Raw genomic sequence first — 14,830 nt, 5'->3', positions numbered from 1 at the left:
TTAAAGCCTAGTAGCTCGCTTTAATTTTCTGCTTCAATGATATGCAACAGTCGATATTCCCCGGGTTGTTCATGGCATGGCCACTTCAGACTGAGCGCCATAGTACACTAGTCTACTTCCTGTAAGATACAGACCACTGCTTTAGCTGCGTCCGCCACCACGGAATCGCTGGGCGTATTCTTTGGCATCCTGTGCATTGCGTACGCGGTTTCGACTCCACTCCAGCAATATGCGGTCAATATATCGGAAGTGTATCTTACCTGCAAACACCGCTTCCTTCAAAGCCAGCAAAATCAGCTCTTCGGGATAACGATCCTGATCCATCCAGCTGTTGATCGTCTCGTATTCCATCGGTGACAGCGGTCGCCCAAATTCTTTCTCGAAAATCGTGAACAAATTTCGTTCTTCTGTAGGCGAAGATTCCGTTATTCCATTCTGAATTTCCGGTTTCCCGGCAAACAAAAAGTCGTCTTCATCATTTGGCTCCGTACGCTCGGCAACCATACATTCCGCCAGCTTACGATACAGTCCCGTCAAGTTGTAGCGTTCAAATTGTACGGATGAGCTGCGGTCCTCCACAGAATCAATTCTCAGAAAGCCTTCTTTCGTGAGCTTGCTGAAATAAAGCGCAATTTCGTTCGCAGTACATCCAAGACGAGCCTGTAATTGCTCCCATGTCGGAAATTCATTACGTTCCGCCTGTTTAAAAGCAAGCAACTGCATCAGCAGCAGCATTTCACCATCCGTCAGCCGAAGCGTCCGATAATGCTTGAGCAGGGCGTAGGGAATCTGGACCATTCCGGCTTCCATTGCAAAAGCTACTCCCTCCACCCATTCTGCCGCAGATGTCTTGTCGAATGATCCGGTCATCGGTTACGGATACAAACGATACAGCATACGTGGGAACGGAATCGTTTCACGTACATGATCGAGCCCACAAATCCATGCTACTGTACGCTCCAGTCCCAGTCCAAAGCCGGAATGCGGAACGCTGCCATAGGTACGCAGATCCATATACCACTGGTAAGCTTCACGTGCCAGGTTATGCTCGTTAAAGCGCTCTTCCATCAAGGCCGGATCATCGATCCGCTGGGACCCCCCAATAATTTCGCCGTAGCCTTCAGGAGCGATCATATCGGCGCACAGAACAACCTCTGGGCGAGTTGGGTCAGGTTTCATGTAAAATGCCTTAATGTGAGTCGGCCAATGTGTAATGAATACAGGTTTATTATATCTTTCGGCAATAGCCGTTTCATGAGGTGCGCCAAAGTCTTCACCCCAAGGAATATCGAATCCTTCACCTTGAAGGAACGCAATCGCCTCATCGTACGTTATGCGTGGGAACTCGCCTTGAATTTGCTCCAGCTTCGAAACATCACGTCCAATCGTTTCAAGCTCCTTCGCACAATTTTTCAGAACAGACTGTACGATATGGCTTACAAACTGCTCCTGGATGCGCAAAGATTCCTCATGATCCACAAAAGCCATCTCAGGCTCAATCATCCAAAACTCAATCAGGTGACGACGTGTTTTTGACTTTTCCGCACGGAAAGTCGGGCCAAAGGAATATACCTTACCCAAAGCCATCGCTGCCGCTTCCATATACAATTGTCCACTTTGTGTCAAATACGCATCTTCATCAAAATATTTGATGTGGAACAACTCTGTTGTGCCTTCGGCAGAAGAAGGCGTCAAAATCGGCGGGTCCACCTTCGTAAAGCCGTTGCCATTAAAAAATTCCTGTACAGCACGGATGATTTCCGCCCGTACGATCAGAACAGCACGCTGCTTGGCGGAACGCAGCCACAAATGACGATGGTCCATCAGGAAATCTACCCCATGCTCTTTTGGTGTAATCGGGTAGTTTTCAGTCAGATGAATAATTTCAATGCCTGTAACCGTTAATTCAAAGCCTGATTGGCTACGCGGTTCCTCACGCACGACTCCAGTCACATACAGGGAGCTTTCTTGAGTCAACGATTTGGCATCATTCCAAATGTCCTCGGACACTTCGCTTTTTACGATAACCCCTTGAATATATCCGCTACCGTCGCGCAGCTGCAGAAACTGGATTTTACCGCTAGATCTTTTATTGTTTACCCAAGCACCGATTGTAACCGTTTCCCCTACATGGCGGCCCACTTGGGCAATCGTACTTTTATTCGTCATAAACGTCTCTCCTCTTAACCGAAAATCAAACAGCCCTTCCCTAGGGTCAGGCTGTTTGTTCTCAACTGGTTAATACATACATGCTGAAATATGTATGTATGCATAAAATTCATTTTATTTCAGCTAAATTATTGTACCAAACGGAACGTGTCACGGGCAATAACCAGTTCTTCGTTCGTTGGAATAACCAATACTTCTACCTTGGAATTTGCCGTTGTAATCCGACGAGGCTCGCCAGAGCGAATAGCGTTCAGCGATTCATCCAACTCAATACCGAGGAATGTCAGTTGCTCCAACACTCTCTTACGCAGAACAGCGGAATTCTCGCCTACACCTGCTGTAAATACAATCACGTCTACCCCGTTCATTGCCGCAGCATACGAACCAATGTATTTACGCAGACGGTATTCATACATTTCGAATGCCAATGTAGAATTAGCTTCGCCTTTTTCCATACCTTCTGTGACTTCACGCATATCACTGCTGATACCGGAAATTGCTAAAAGTCCACTGTGCTTGTTCAGCATGGAGTTAACTTCATTGACCGTCAATTCTTCTTTGTTCATAACATAAGGCACGATTGCAGGGTCCAGATCACCACTACGTGTACCCATCATAAGTCCTTCCAGTGGAGTCATACCCATGGAAGTATCTACGGACAGACCGCCTTGAACTGCTGTTATACTACCGCCATTACCGATATGACAAGTAATGATCTTCAAATCTTCCAGAGGACGACCCAGGAATTTGGCAGCTTCTTTACTTACAAAATCATGGGAAGTACCATGGGCACCGTAACGACGTACCTTGTACTTATTGTACAACACTCGTGGAATGGCGTACATATAAGCTTTTTCAGGCATCGTTTGGTGGAACGAGGTATCAAATATTACAGCCTGCGGCACATCCGGCATATTCGCTTCTGCGGCTTTAATCCCCATCATGGAAGCCGGGTTATGCAGTGGCGCAAGGTCGAACAGGCGACGGATTTCACTTTTTGCTTCAGGCGTAATAAGCGCTGACTGCTTGAAGATTTCGCCTCCATGAACCACGCGGTGACCCACAGCCTCAATTTCGCTAATGCTGGAAATCACACCATGCTCTGCATCTGTAAGTGCATTTAGCACTTTACGGATCGCTGTGGTATGCTCCAGAATTTCGCTAACCTCAGTATATTCTTCTTTGCCTGTTGGCTTATGCGTCAGGATGGAGGAGTCCATACCGATACGCTCTACCAGACCTTTCGCCAAAACGGACTCATCCGTCATATCATACAATTGGTATTTCAGAGAAGAGCTCCCTGCATTGATTACGAGAATTTTCATATCCGGTCACCATCCTTGTCGTACTTAAAGAAGCCTTCGCCCGATTTCACGCCCAGATTACCTGCACGAACCATTTTCTTCAGGACGATGGACGGACGATATTTCAATTCGCCGAATTCACGGAACATCCGCTCCAGAGCGGCCAAAACGGAATCCAGACCAAAGCGGTCAGCCATTTCCAAAGGACCGTTTTGGAAGCTGTAGCCGATTCGCATAGCATCATCGATATCTTCAGCGGAAGCTACACCCTCTTGAAGCACATGTGCTGCTTCATTGATCAGCAAGCAAATGATACGGCTTGTTACGAAGCCTGGGGATTCATAGATCATAACCCCTTTTTTCTCTACTACTTCTTCAACAAACATTTTAGTGTTCTCAAACGTATCGTCTGAAGTTTTCAAGCCACGAATAATTTCTACAAGATCAATGCGGGATACCGGATAAATAAAGTGCATGCCAATCACACGCTCTGGATACTTGGTCGAGCTGGCAAGCTCGGTCAGGCTCAGCGTGGATGTATTACTTGCAAGAATAATGTTGCTTGGACACACATGGTCCAGCTCTTGGAAAACAGCTTTCTTCTCGTCCAGGTTTTCTGTAATGGTCTCAATGACCATATCACAACTGCCCAGCTCTGCCAAATGGGATACTTTTTGAATGCGGGATAAAATCAATTTTTTCTCCGCTTGTGTGATTGCCCACTTTTCCAGCTGTTTGTCCAGACTCGTTTCAATCATATTGTAGGCGTAGTCTAGTTTCTCTGGTGTCTGCTCTACCAGCAGCACATCGATTCCTTTGGACGCGAGCATTTCAGAAATACCTTGGCCCATAGTACCGCCGCCGATGACGCCGATTTTTTTAAATTGCATAGTTCTTAACTCCACCCTTTCCTGGTCACTCTCATATATTGTATCCTTCTTTGTCGAAAAATACATGTTTATGTCCCAATAGATAATAATATCTTAGCACGGACTAAAAGTAAAAAAAAATAACCAGCATAAAAAATTATGCTGGTAATAAAGCATTTTCACTAAATTGACATCTAAATTGGTCTCCGGACAGTGTTTCTTCCTTCATCAGGATGTCAAGAGAGTTGTCGAACACAGGACGATGCTTCTCAAGCAAGTCTAGCGCTCGAGTATGCAACTCATCCATAATCTGGCTGTTTTCCCGCATAAGCTCTTCTTTGGTTACCATATCTATATTAATAATGCCAAGTGAAGTCAATCCGGAGGTCATCATTGTATGAACGATATTCAGCGCCTGCTCAAAATCATTACTTGAGCCTGTACTGCGACCGCCATAGTACATTTCTTCTGCTACAGCCCCGGCGAGGGAGATCATAATCTGCTCCTCCAGGAACTGCTTGGTGTAGAGATAATGCTCTTGCTGTGGATTGTGACGCACATAGCCGAGCGCTTTCCCGCGTGGGCTGAGCGCAACCTGGCTCACGCTGCCGGGACGAACGATTTCGGCCATAATAGCATGTCCCAGCTCATGAATGGCTACACGCTTTTTCTCCTCCAGCGTCGATTCACGGTCCGTTTTCTCGCCCATCATCACCTTGTCAATGGCCATCGACAGATGTTTCTGGGCAATCATCTTCTCTTCCTGTCTCATCGCATAGATGGCCGCTTCATTCATGACGCTTTCCAGCTGTGCACCGGAAAAGCCATAGGATTCTTCAGCAATTTTGTCCAGATTCGCATCTTCCTGAATCGGTTTATTTTTGGCATGGATTTCAAGGATATGAAGACGACCCTTTTTATCGGGCAAATCCACTTGAATATGACGGTCAAAGCGTCCTGGACGGGTTAAAGCACTGTCCAGCATTTCTTTACGGTTAGTAGCCGCAATGAGCAAAATACGTGGCGTATCAGTTGAATAAATGCCATCCATTTCTGTCAGCAGCTGATTCAAAGTCTGATCATATTCACGTTGCTGTCCACCCTCACGCTTACCGCCAATCACATCAATCTCATCAATAAAAATAATCGCATTTTCCTTCTTTTCCTTGGCGGCGCGTGTACGGGCCTCGCGAAACAGCTCACGGATACGACCTGCGCCCACACCAACGTACATTTCAACAAATTCACTGCCTGAGGCGGCAACAAATACAGAATTGGTATAATGTGCGGCTGCCTTCGCCATCAGCGTTTTTCCGGTTCCCGGAGGACCTGTAAGCAGAATGCCTTTTATCGGACGAATGCCAAATTTTGAAATTTCATCATGCCGATTCAAAAAGTCCATGGCCTCGCGCAGCTCCTGCTTGGCGCTTTCTTGTCCGCCGATCTCCTCAAAGGTCAGCTTGTCCGGGCCATTTTTCTTACGTTTACGCTCTTGCCCGGCACCTACAGCCAAGCCACCACGCGCATGCATGAGCATTAACAAGCCGCTGAGCATGATGCCTGCGATCAGCAGAGGGATAATATTCACCCCGATAAAGATGAGAAATATGATTGTTACCGGCACAATGCCGATTAGTGCTTCCTTGATCCATCTAGGCATTAGGCCATACCCCCATTTGCTGAGATTGACGTGGCAAAACGATAAACTTGGTCGCTTTACCTTCGCTGAGTCGGATATAGACATTGTTCGAATCCATATCGGTATCAGCCTGAATACCCGTCTTTTTCTTTTTCATCTGCTCAACGGTAGATGAAATTTGAGTATATTTTTTATTTTCCATCGCTTCTGCTACGGGAAACATAGCCTCAGACCACCATTGATTCAGTGCTGAATTGGAATGATCTGCAATGTCCAGCTTAATGGTTCGGCTGCCAATGATAGACTGCCCTTTTTGCTTAACTACATCGACCAATCCGGCCACATCTGCCTGTGGTTTGAGATCCAGTTTCAATACGATCTCTTCCGGTTTAATATCTATTTGAGCGCTTGTCACGCCGGGATATTGAGTAACCAATGTTTCCAGAGGAGATTGCATTGTTACCTGACGGTAAATGAACCATCCTCCAAACAGCAGCGATGCTGCCAAAACTGCCGCAACAACGATAGGAACTGCACGCAATTTCAAATAACATCCTCCTCTCAAAATGTAAAACAAAGAAGAAACGGGACGAATGTCAACAACAACCAGACTTATGATCTTGAACTTGCAGCAATCAGCAAGCCTTTTTCTATCATATTTGTCTATCACTCAGAAATATAGTATATCATATCGTATATCGAATATCGAAGGCAATGTGTGGAGGAGTTGCGATAAGGCAAAATCATTGGTTATGGGTGGGCGGGGGAGACGCTGCGTGTAGGATTTGATCTTACGATCGCTGTTGCCATGGGATTCTCTTGATTGTATAAAACATTTAAAGGTTAGAATCCCATGGCAAAGGCGAACGCTCCGCTTCTCCAGATTCAAATTCTCCACTCCGCTACTGCCCGCCATAAAGATGAATTTCGCCTTAGGAGGAAAGTTGGGTAAGTAAAGATGCTTCGCTGGCTTTCAGCCAAGCTTCGCGTAGTGGCAGTGCAAAAAGACGTAAATACGAATTTAATCGTATTTACGTCTTCTCCTTATTGCTTCTGGTGTCTAGATTTATTTTAAAGGAACATCATGCCGCCGTCGATCAGAGGGGATTGTCCTGTCATGTAATCGGAATCCGGACCTGCCAGGAAGGAGACGAAGGCTGATACATCTTCCGGTTTAGAGAGACGACCAAGCGCAATTTTGCTGCCGAATTCCTTGGTGGCATCGCCTGTAGCTTCACCTTTGGAGGCCGTAATTTCTTTATCAATACCGCTCCACATTGGCGTTTGTACAATGCCTGGGCAGTAGGCGTTTGCTGTAATACCATATTGCGCATATTCCTGAGCAGCGGTTTGTGTTAGGGCACGGACTGCAAATTTGGTAGCGGAGTAAATGCCCAAATTGGCATTTCCAACATGGCCTGCCTGCGAGGAGGCATTGATGATTTTACCCCCATGGCCCAGTTCTTTAAATTTGGCTGCCGCCGCCTGAATGCCCCATAATACACTGGTCACATTGATATGAAACAACTTATCAAAATCAGCCAGCGTAACATCTTCCAACAGCTTGGCGGGAGCAATTCCCGCATTATTCACGATAAGATCAAATCCGCCGAGTTTGTCAGTTGTCTCCTTGACGGCGGCGAAAACCTGATCCCGGTTGGAAACATCGACTTTAAGCGCAATCGAGCGCCCTCCTGCCTTTGTAATCTCACCAGCCACACTTTTAGCCGTTTCTTCATTCAAATCTACAACTGCCACTGCGAAGCCATCCTGACTGAGCCGTAAAGCGATAGCACGTCCAATCCCTTGACCTCCACCTGTTACCAATGCAACTTTCCCATCCATTTTTCCCATGTTCATGAATCTCCTTTTGCGTATCAGTAGTCATGATAACATAGCCACAAAATTATGGGTTACGTTAGTCTGCATCTATAATTGAACCATTTTCAGGAAAAAATTATTATGATATATGTAATAGACTTCATTTAATACCTGTTTAAGGGAAATTCAAGTAAGTTTGAAAGATACATGTCGAGCCACTCGCAAGCGAGATGGTGCTTCCCATCGCTGTCATTCCATGATAAACACTAATCAACAAAAAAACTAAAAAGACGTAAATACGATTCAAATCGCATTTACGTCTTTTTCTTAGCTTTCAATCATTTGCTATTCATTTTTTATAAGACATTGTCTTCTAAATTCAAATAGCATTTTAAGTAAAAAAACAATTTTCCAATTCGTAAAGAATTGGTTTAGTATAAAGCTCAAAACGGAGACAAGCGCAGCGCGGCGTCCGTTCCCTCCTACCTCAATTCCCTGGTGTTTGGAGTGACTCCATGGCGGTCAGCCAGCGGAGTGGGCCATTTGAATCTGAAGAAGCGAAGCGTTCGCCTTAAAAGCTTTCTGTAAGAAAGCTCGCTTCGGAAGCATATACAGCCGCCGGATTTTCCCCATAAGAATCTAATCGAAAAAAAATCCGGCGGCAACAGCGATCGTAAGATCAAATGGACTACGCAGCGCTCCTAACGTTCCTAACACTCCTAACCCACCAAACCACCATCAGCCACTCCCCACATCACTCTAGTAATTAGGCAAAGTATACTTTACCCCCGTCGATCCCCCATCTGAGAAACGGTAAAAGGTATAGTTATGATGGCTTCCATCATTGTAAAACAGCTGCCACACATATTCGCCATTGAACACACTTGGCTGGAGGCTCACGATCTCTGCATCTGGAAGCTGCTGCTGAATAATTGCCGTCATTTTCTCCTCGTCGACTCCGTTTTTCAATAGCTCGGTATGAACACCACTATTATCTGCGGCAGGTACATTAGGCTGTCCCTCCACTTTTTGAAAGGGAACCCATACCATTATATTTTCATTTTGCGCATTTTTCCCTTGAACTACCCAATACACCTGACTCCATACTGACTTCCATGTACGAGTCGTGCTGACCAGACCACCCGATTGCTTGGCCTTTATGATAGCGGCATTTCTCTCAGCCACCTGGTCTTGTGTAACATAAGAATAATACCAAAACAAGCTGACCAGGATCAGTATCACGGCCAAAATGGCGACCGCTATCCATTTTTTCTTATTTTTCAAACCTGTGCTTCCTCTCTAAGGGGATGTGACACCTGAATTAGCGCGACAGCAGCCCTTCAAAGGCGGCTTGTGCCTCATGTTTGATGCGTTCCTCATCCATCGTCAGGCACTCACCGTTTTTCACAACCTGACGACCGTCTACCCACACATGAGCCACATCCTTGGCGCTTGCGGAGTATACAGCATGGGAAATGAGGTCCGTACGCGGCAAGAAATGAGCCTGGTTCAGATCCAGAGCGATAAAGTCAGCCTTGTTGCCTGCTGCCAGCACTCCCACCTCGTTTAAACCAATCGACTTCGCACCGTACTCTGTTGCCAGACGCAGCGCTTCATTCGCAGGAACGGCTGTAGGATCACCGGACACTCCCTTGTGGATAAGCGCAGCCAGACGCATTTCCTCAAACATATCCAGATTATTATTGCTGGCAGGACCATCTGTTCCGAGAGAAACAGTAACCCCTGCACGCAGCAGCTCAGGCACTCTTGCCACACCACTTGCCAGCTTCAGATTGCTACCCGGATTATGCGAAACCGCTACACCCCGTTCTGCCAGCAAAGCGATTTCCTCGTCGTTCAAATGAACGCCATGGGCTACAAGCGAAGGACGGGAGAAAAAGCCGAGCTTATCCAAATGTGCAACTGGACGCAAGCCATAATCACGCACGTTTTGCTCAACTTCGGCAATGGTCTCGGACATGTGGGTGTGCAGCGGTAAATCCAAATCATGCGCAGCCTGTACAAATTTTTCGATAAATGCAGGCGGACATGTGTATGGCGCATGTGGAGACATCATTGTTGTAATGCGACCATCTGCCTTGCCATGCCAGTTACGTGCAAAAGTCACGGCCTCAGCCAGCTTGATTCGCTGCTCCTCCTCTGAGCATAATCCAATCGCTCCACGCATCAGACTCGCACGAATGCCTGACTCTTCAGTTACACGAGCCACCTCATCCATATGATCGTACATGTCCAGGAAGGTCGTCGTACCGCCTTTCAGCATTTCCAGCACAGACAAGGAAGTGCCCCAGTATACATCTGAAGCTGTAAATTTGGCTTCCATCGGCCACATTTTCTCCTGAAGCCATACTTGAAGTGCCAGATCATCGCCATACCCACGCAGCAGTGACATCGCCGCATGACCATGCGTATTAATCAGACCTGGTAAAAAGAGCAAGCCTTTGCCGTCAAACGCTTCTGTGTCTTCCTCTCCCGCAGGCAAAGTCTCGCCAATGTAAGTAATCCGGCTATCCTCCACAATCATATAGCCATGGATTACCCCGGCTTCAGGTCCGTTTACGGCAAAGGAGCCGTTTTTAATCATCCATTTATTCACTGTCATGTTGCGATTCTTCCTTTCCATCCTCTAAATAATAAGCGAGGCTTAGCAAATCGGTTGTAAAATCTGTGGTATGTACCCGGATGTTGTCCGGGGTTTTCAGAATGATCGGTGCAAAGTTCAGGATCGCTTCAATACCACACTCAATCAGCTTGTCGGCCACGTGTTGCGCTTCGAAATCCGGTACCGTAATAATCCCGATCCGAATATTTTTTTCTTTCACAGTCGCTTCCAATTGATCCATTGGCTGAACGACCAGCGTATTGATCATCGTTCCGGTCTTCTCTGGAACAGCATCAAATACGGCTACAATTTTCATATTGTCTTTTAAGTAAGCATTATAATTCGAGAGGGCTTGCCCCAGATTACCTGCTCCGACCAATGCAACGTTGATTTGCTGGTCAATTTTCAGGATATGACGTATTTTTTCAATCAGATAAGTCACATCATAGCCGATACCCTTTCGGCCAAAATCTCCAAAGTATGCGAGATCCTTGCGGATTTGGGCCGGATTCAAATTCAGCCTTTGCCCCAGATCCTGGGAAGAGACCGTAGCCACTTCCCTTTTGTTCAGTGCATTCAGATAGCGTAAATATACGGGCAACCTCCGTACAACTGCCTCAGAAATTTTTTCTGATTTCATACTTGCTCCCCCTAATTGTAACGGACATTTTTAGATGCCCGTCCATTATGCCTCAGTCTCCGGGGTGGATTGGAGCCATTCAGAGATGCGGGGCACCATTTGCTCCGTCGGCATATGCTCCATTTTTGGTCCCGGTAACGAGTACAAAAAGTGCTTTCCGTAATAGGATTCGATGACACGTGTATCGTAAACGATGACGACCCCATGGTCGCTCGCTGTACGTACCAAACGCCCGAATCCCTGTTTAAAGCGAATGACTGCCTGTGGAACAGACAGCTTCATAAATGGATTTTTCTTCTGCTGCTGCAGCAGCTCGCTTTTCGCCTCCAGCAACGGGTGATTCGGCGGTTGAAACGGTAGACGGACGATGGCCAAACACGTCAGCGCCTCGCCTGGAATATCAACACCCTCCCAGAAGCTGCTGGTTCCCAGCAACACAGAAGCCTTGGCCTCCTGAAAACGCCGGGTGAGCTTGCTGCGGCTCCCGCTGTCTACACCCTGTCCCAGCACAGTGATGTCGCTCGAAGACAATGCCTCTTTGAGCGGCTCATACACTTGCCGGAGCATCCGGTAGGAGGTAAACAGAACGAGCATTCTCCCCCGGGTCGCCTGAGCAGTCGCGCCTAGCGAGCTGACAAGCATATTAACAAAATGTGCATCTCCTACACTGCCCTTTACACTCGGGAAATCGCGGGGAATGACCAGCAGCACCTGATCCCTGTAGTTAAAGGGCGACGGGAGCTGCGAAGTCATCAGCCGTCCCTCGTCTGCAGCTTCCTGCAAGCCGAGCTGATCGGTCATGTACTGAAACGATTTATCCACCGATAAGGTAGCTGAAGTCAGAATAATGCTTCTTTTTTTGTCAAAAAACATTTCTTTCAGTTGGCGGCTCACATCTACAGGTACTGCATAAAATTGCAATGATTTACTGCGGAATTGCCCACTCGCTTCAAGCCAGTAGACGGTCGTCTCATCATCAAGACGCATAAAGAGGCGCAAATTCTCCTTGATCCCGGCCAAATCCTTGAGCAGTCCCGTAATATCCGTAATAAGGCTGTCAGCCGCATAATCATCATATTCTTCCTTTACGTCCAGCATGAGCTTGTCACCCTTGCGCAAAATTTCGCTTAGTGTGACATTTAGCTGATTTTCCAGCGCAGCCGCTTGATCCCACTTCGCAGGCTTGGCCGATGGCTTGAGCCGGGAAGAAAACTGCCCTGTTTCACCCGGTGTCGCATCACTTCGCTCCGGCAGCATACCGAATAGCCTGTCGCTCAGCAAATCCCATGTCTCCTTGACCTCAAGCACAAGTGGATATAGCTGATCGATGGTCGAAGCCCAATCTGCCGACTTCTCATGACCAGACTTTACCAGCTGTTGACGCAGTGAAGGCAGCTGTCCATTCTTGCTGTCTTTGAACAGCCGGGTCAGCGTATGGACGAGTGTGAAATATTTCATATGCATGCCCAGATGCTTGCCAGCGACCTCCTCCAGATGGTGTGCTTCATCAATGACCAGATGCTCATAGCTTGGCAATAGCTGATGACTTGCCTTGACATCCGTAAACAGCTTGGAATGATTTGTAATAACCACATCGGCTATTCCCGCCTCATGACGTGCACGATGATAAAAGCATTTACGGAACCACGGGCAGGAGCGGCCGAGGCAGGACTCGGAATCACTTGCCACCGTTTCCCAAAAATCTCCGCCACGGTTGCTCAGATTCAATTCTTCATCATCACCGGTTTCTGTCAGCGTCAGCCAGACGATCATTTGAGCCGCTGTTATTAGATCTTCCTTTGGTGTTGCGAAGTCTCTTCTGTTTATTTTATGTTCAAACTTGCGCAGACACAAATAATGCCCTCGACCCTTAAAAATGGCAGCCCGGAACGGGAACGTAATCACCTTTGTCAGCATCGGAATATCACGCTCGCGTAATTGTTCCTGCAGGTTGATGGTATGCGTACTTACCGTGACTCGCTGTCCATATTTTACACTGTGATACAGTGATGGAAGCAAATAACCGAGGGACTTGCCTGTCCCTGTACCTGCCTCGATCAACAAATGCTTGTCTTCACTCAGCGCCTGATTTACATCCTCTATCATTTGTACCTGCGCTTCGCGCTCCTCGTATTGGCTCAAGGATGAACGCAATTGATCTCGCACATCATCCATGTATTCCTCAAAGGAAACACCTGACAGCGGATTCGGATCATCTTCTCTGCGCGGAGCTGCCAGCTCTGTCCAATCCTCCACCTTCAGTGCAAGCTGACGATAAAACTGATGCCCCTCCAAATCCTGAATGGGATCAAGCTCTTTCTCTTCACGTACCCCGTCAAGAAACCAGCCAAGATCACTGTCTTCCTCTGCAAACAAATCGCTGAGCCGCTGTATCGTGATTAAAGGCAACGCTTGAAGCTCAGCCAGACACTTTAAGAACACCTCAGCTGTAGCCAGCGCGTCGCTGTCTGCTTGATGGGGGCGATCATGAGCCAGCCCGAACTCAGAAGAAACAAATCCGAGTTGATAGGAGGAGAGCGATGGAAACATGATTTTCAGAAAATCCATCGTATCCAAAATTCTGCCGCTAAACGGCAGGTATCCGCACCGATCTAAGGCGTTTTGCAAAAAATTAAAATCAAAGGCTACATTATGACCGACCAGGACAACATCATCCAGCATAGGGACTAGCTCCATCATCATTTCTTCGAGTGCAGGAGCATCCTTGACGTCATCGTCTGTAATTCCGGTCAACCCGGTAATAAAAGGCGGAATGGATCTGCCAGGGTTCACATAAGAACCGTAAACACGGGAAATGCTGTTATCATGATCTATAATTGCAAGTCCGACTTGAATGATGTCATCCGCGGACTGGGTGCCTGTCGTTTCAAAATCCAATACCGCAAATTTCATTCGAGCTTAATCCTTTCTTTTGACACATACAAAAAATATGAACTCTGTATAACAGCATATCAGAAGATCGCCTTTTTGGAAATTAAGACAGCCAAAAAAGACGATGCACACGCCGCCTGGGGAGGTGGGCATGCATCGTCTTACCCGGTGTCTGACAACTACATCCAGCTCATCATGGAGCTGTCATAGCGAAGCATTTCGGTACCGGACAAACAGGCTTCCATATTGTGCAAAGGCTCGGGCATTGCAGGATCGAGCTGGTGCGCAAGAGCAAAACATTTTTGCGCAGCCTCTACGTCAGCCTGTTTGGCCATCAGACAGCCAAGCGCGTTATAGATGGCCGCCTTGAGTGACGGCTGCTCAGTCAGGTCAAGCACCTGCTCAAAATGGCGTACAGCCTGCGCTGTATCCTCCAGTTGAAAATACGCCATTCCTAAATACATACGACTTTGCCAGCTGTTCGGAAAATGCTGTAATACCTGCTCGAACTGTTGAATTGCCTCAGGGTACATAAGCAGTTGATAATATCCTTGTCCCCGATTATAGGCAGGCAGCTCTTTTTCAGGCTGTTCCTTTCCAGTTAGCTCCGTGTCAGACATATCGGACTCTGTGGAAAAACCGGCCGCTCGCAGGCAAACCATTTTTTCCTCAAAAGCCAGCCATTCATCCATAATTCTGTCACTCATTTTCCGCAGCAAGCTCCAATGCTGCAGCAGCTCCTGTTTGCGCGAGCCTTGGGCTGATGGGTAATGCTTCACGATATCATCTAACATGCTGTTCATTTCTGCGAATACATGCTGGAACATGTGCATCCCGCCCTTACGAAAGATGGATTAATACACTCACATTTTT

12 protein-coding genes are annotated in these 14,830 nt (G+C 47.1%); all 12 read right to left on the bottom strand.

Annotated elements, in window-relative coordinates; genetic code table 11:
- Positions 1-141: 141 nt before the first annotated feature.
- The 12 genes from BAZ21_RS10170 to BAZ21_RS10115 all read right to left on the bottom strand — a co-directional run bounded on the left by BAZ21_RS10170 (position 142) and on the right by BAZ21_RS10115 (position 14,784).
- Positions 142-870, bottom strand: a complete 729-nt coding sequence (locus tag BAZ21_RS10170; RefSeq protein ID WP_068499579.1) for a DnaD domain-containing protein — start codon at positions 868-870, stop codon at positions 142-144.
- Between the two features lie 3 nt (positions 871-873).
- Positions 874-2,169: an asparagine--tRNA ligase gene (gene asnS / locus BAZ21_RS10165; protein ID WP_068499578.1), complete on the bottom strand. Its 1,296-nt coding sequence runs from the start codon at positions 2,167-2,169 to the stop codon at positions 874-876.
- A 128-nt stretch (positions 2,170-2,297) separates the two neighbouring features.
- Positions 2,298-3,494 (bottom strand): acetate/propionate family kinase, encoded by a 1,197-nt coding sequence (locus BAZ21_RS10160; RefSeq protein ID WP_068499575.1) that lies wholly within the window; start codon positions 3,492-3,494, stop codon positions 2,298-2,300.
- Positions 3,491-4,363, bottom strand: a complete 873-nt coding sequence (locus BAZ21_RS10155; RefSeq protein ID WP_068499573.1) for a 3-hydroxyacyl-CoA dehydrogenase family protein — start codon at positions 4,361-4,363, stop codon at positions 3,491-3,493. Before BAZ21_RS10155 ends, BAZ21_RS10160 begins: the two co-directional genes overlap by 4 nt.
- A gap of 136 nt (positions 4,364-4,499) precedes the next feature.
- Complete coding sequence (locus tag BAZ21_RS10150; RefSeq protein WP_068499571.1) at positions 4,500-6,002, bottom strand: AAA family ATPase; 1,503 nt, start codon at positions 6,000-6,002, stop codon at positions 4,500-4,502.
- Entirely contained in the window at positions 5,995-6,528 is a 534-nt protein-coding gene (locus tag BAZ21_RS10145) for a hypothetical protein (protein ID WP_068499570.1), read from the bottom strand. Before BAZ21_RS10145 ends, BAZ21_RS10150 begins: the two co-directional genes overlap by 8 nt.
- Positions 6,529-7,052: 524 nt before the next feature.
- Positions 7,053-7,835 (bottom strand): (S)-acetoin forming diacetyl reductase, encoded by a 783-nt coding sequence (locus BAZ21_RS10140; protein ID WP_218061419.1) that lies wholly within the window; start codon positions 7,833-7,835, stop codon positions 7,053-7,055.
- Positions 7,836-8,561: 726 nt separating this feature from the next.
- Complete coding sequence (locus BAZ21_RS10135) at positions 8,562-9,086, bottom strand: cell wall elongation regulator TseB-like domain-containing protein (RefSeq protein WP_068499568.1); 525 nt, start codon at positions 9,084-9,086, stop codon at positions 8,562-8,564.
- Positions 9,087-9,123: 37 nt separating this feature from the next.
- Entirely contained in the window at positions 9,124-10,425 is a 1,302-nt protein-coding gene (locus BAZ21_RS10130) for an amidohydrolase (protein ID WP_068499566.1), read from the bottom strand.
- Entirely contained in the window at positions 10,412-11,065 is a 654-nt protein-coding gene (locus BAZ21_RS10125) for a redox-sensing transcriptional repressor Rex (protein WP_068499563.1), read from the bottom strand. Before BAZ21_RS10125 ends, BAZ21_RS10130 begins: the two co-directional genes overlap by 14 nt.
- Before the next feature lie 45 nt (positions 11,066-11,110).
- Positions 11,111-13,978 (bottom strand): ATP-dependent DNA helicase DinG, encoded by a 2,868-nt coding sequence (gene dinG, locus BAZ21_RS10120; protein ID WP_068499560.1) that lies wholly within the window; start codon positions 13,976-13,978, stop codon positions 11,111-11,113.
- Between the two features lie 158 nt (positions 13,979-14,136).
- Complete coding sequence (locus tag BAZ21_RS10115) at positions 14,137-14,784, bottom strand: tetratricopeptide repeat protein (protein WP_068499557.1); 648 nt, start codon at positions 14,782-14,784, stop codon at positions 14,137-14,139.
- Between the last annotated feature and the right edge of the window lie 46 nt (positions 14,785-14,830).

This window comes from Paenibacillus kribbensis (assembly GCF_001705305.1).
GTDB classification, from domain to species: Bacteria; Bacillota; Bacilli; order Paenibacillales; family Paenibacillaceae; genus Paenibacillus; species Paenibacillus kribbensis_B.
The sequence above is the reverse complement of the archived record's forward strand: the minus strand, read 5'-3'. Positions and strand labels throughout refer to the sequence as shown.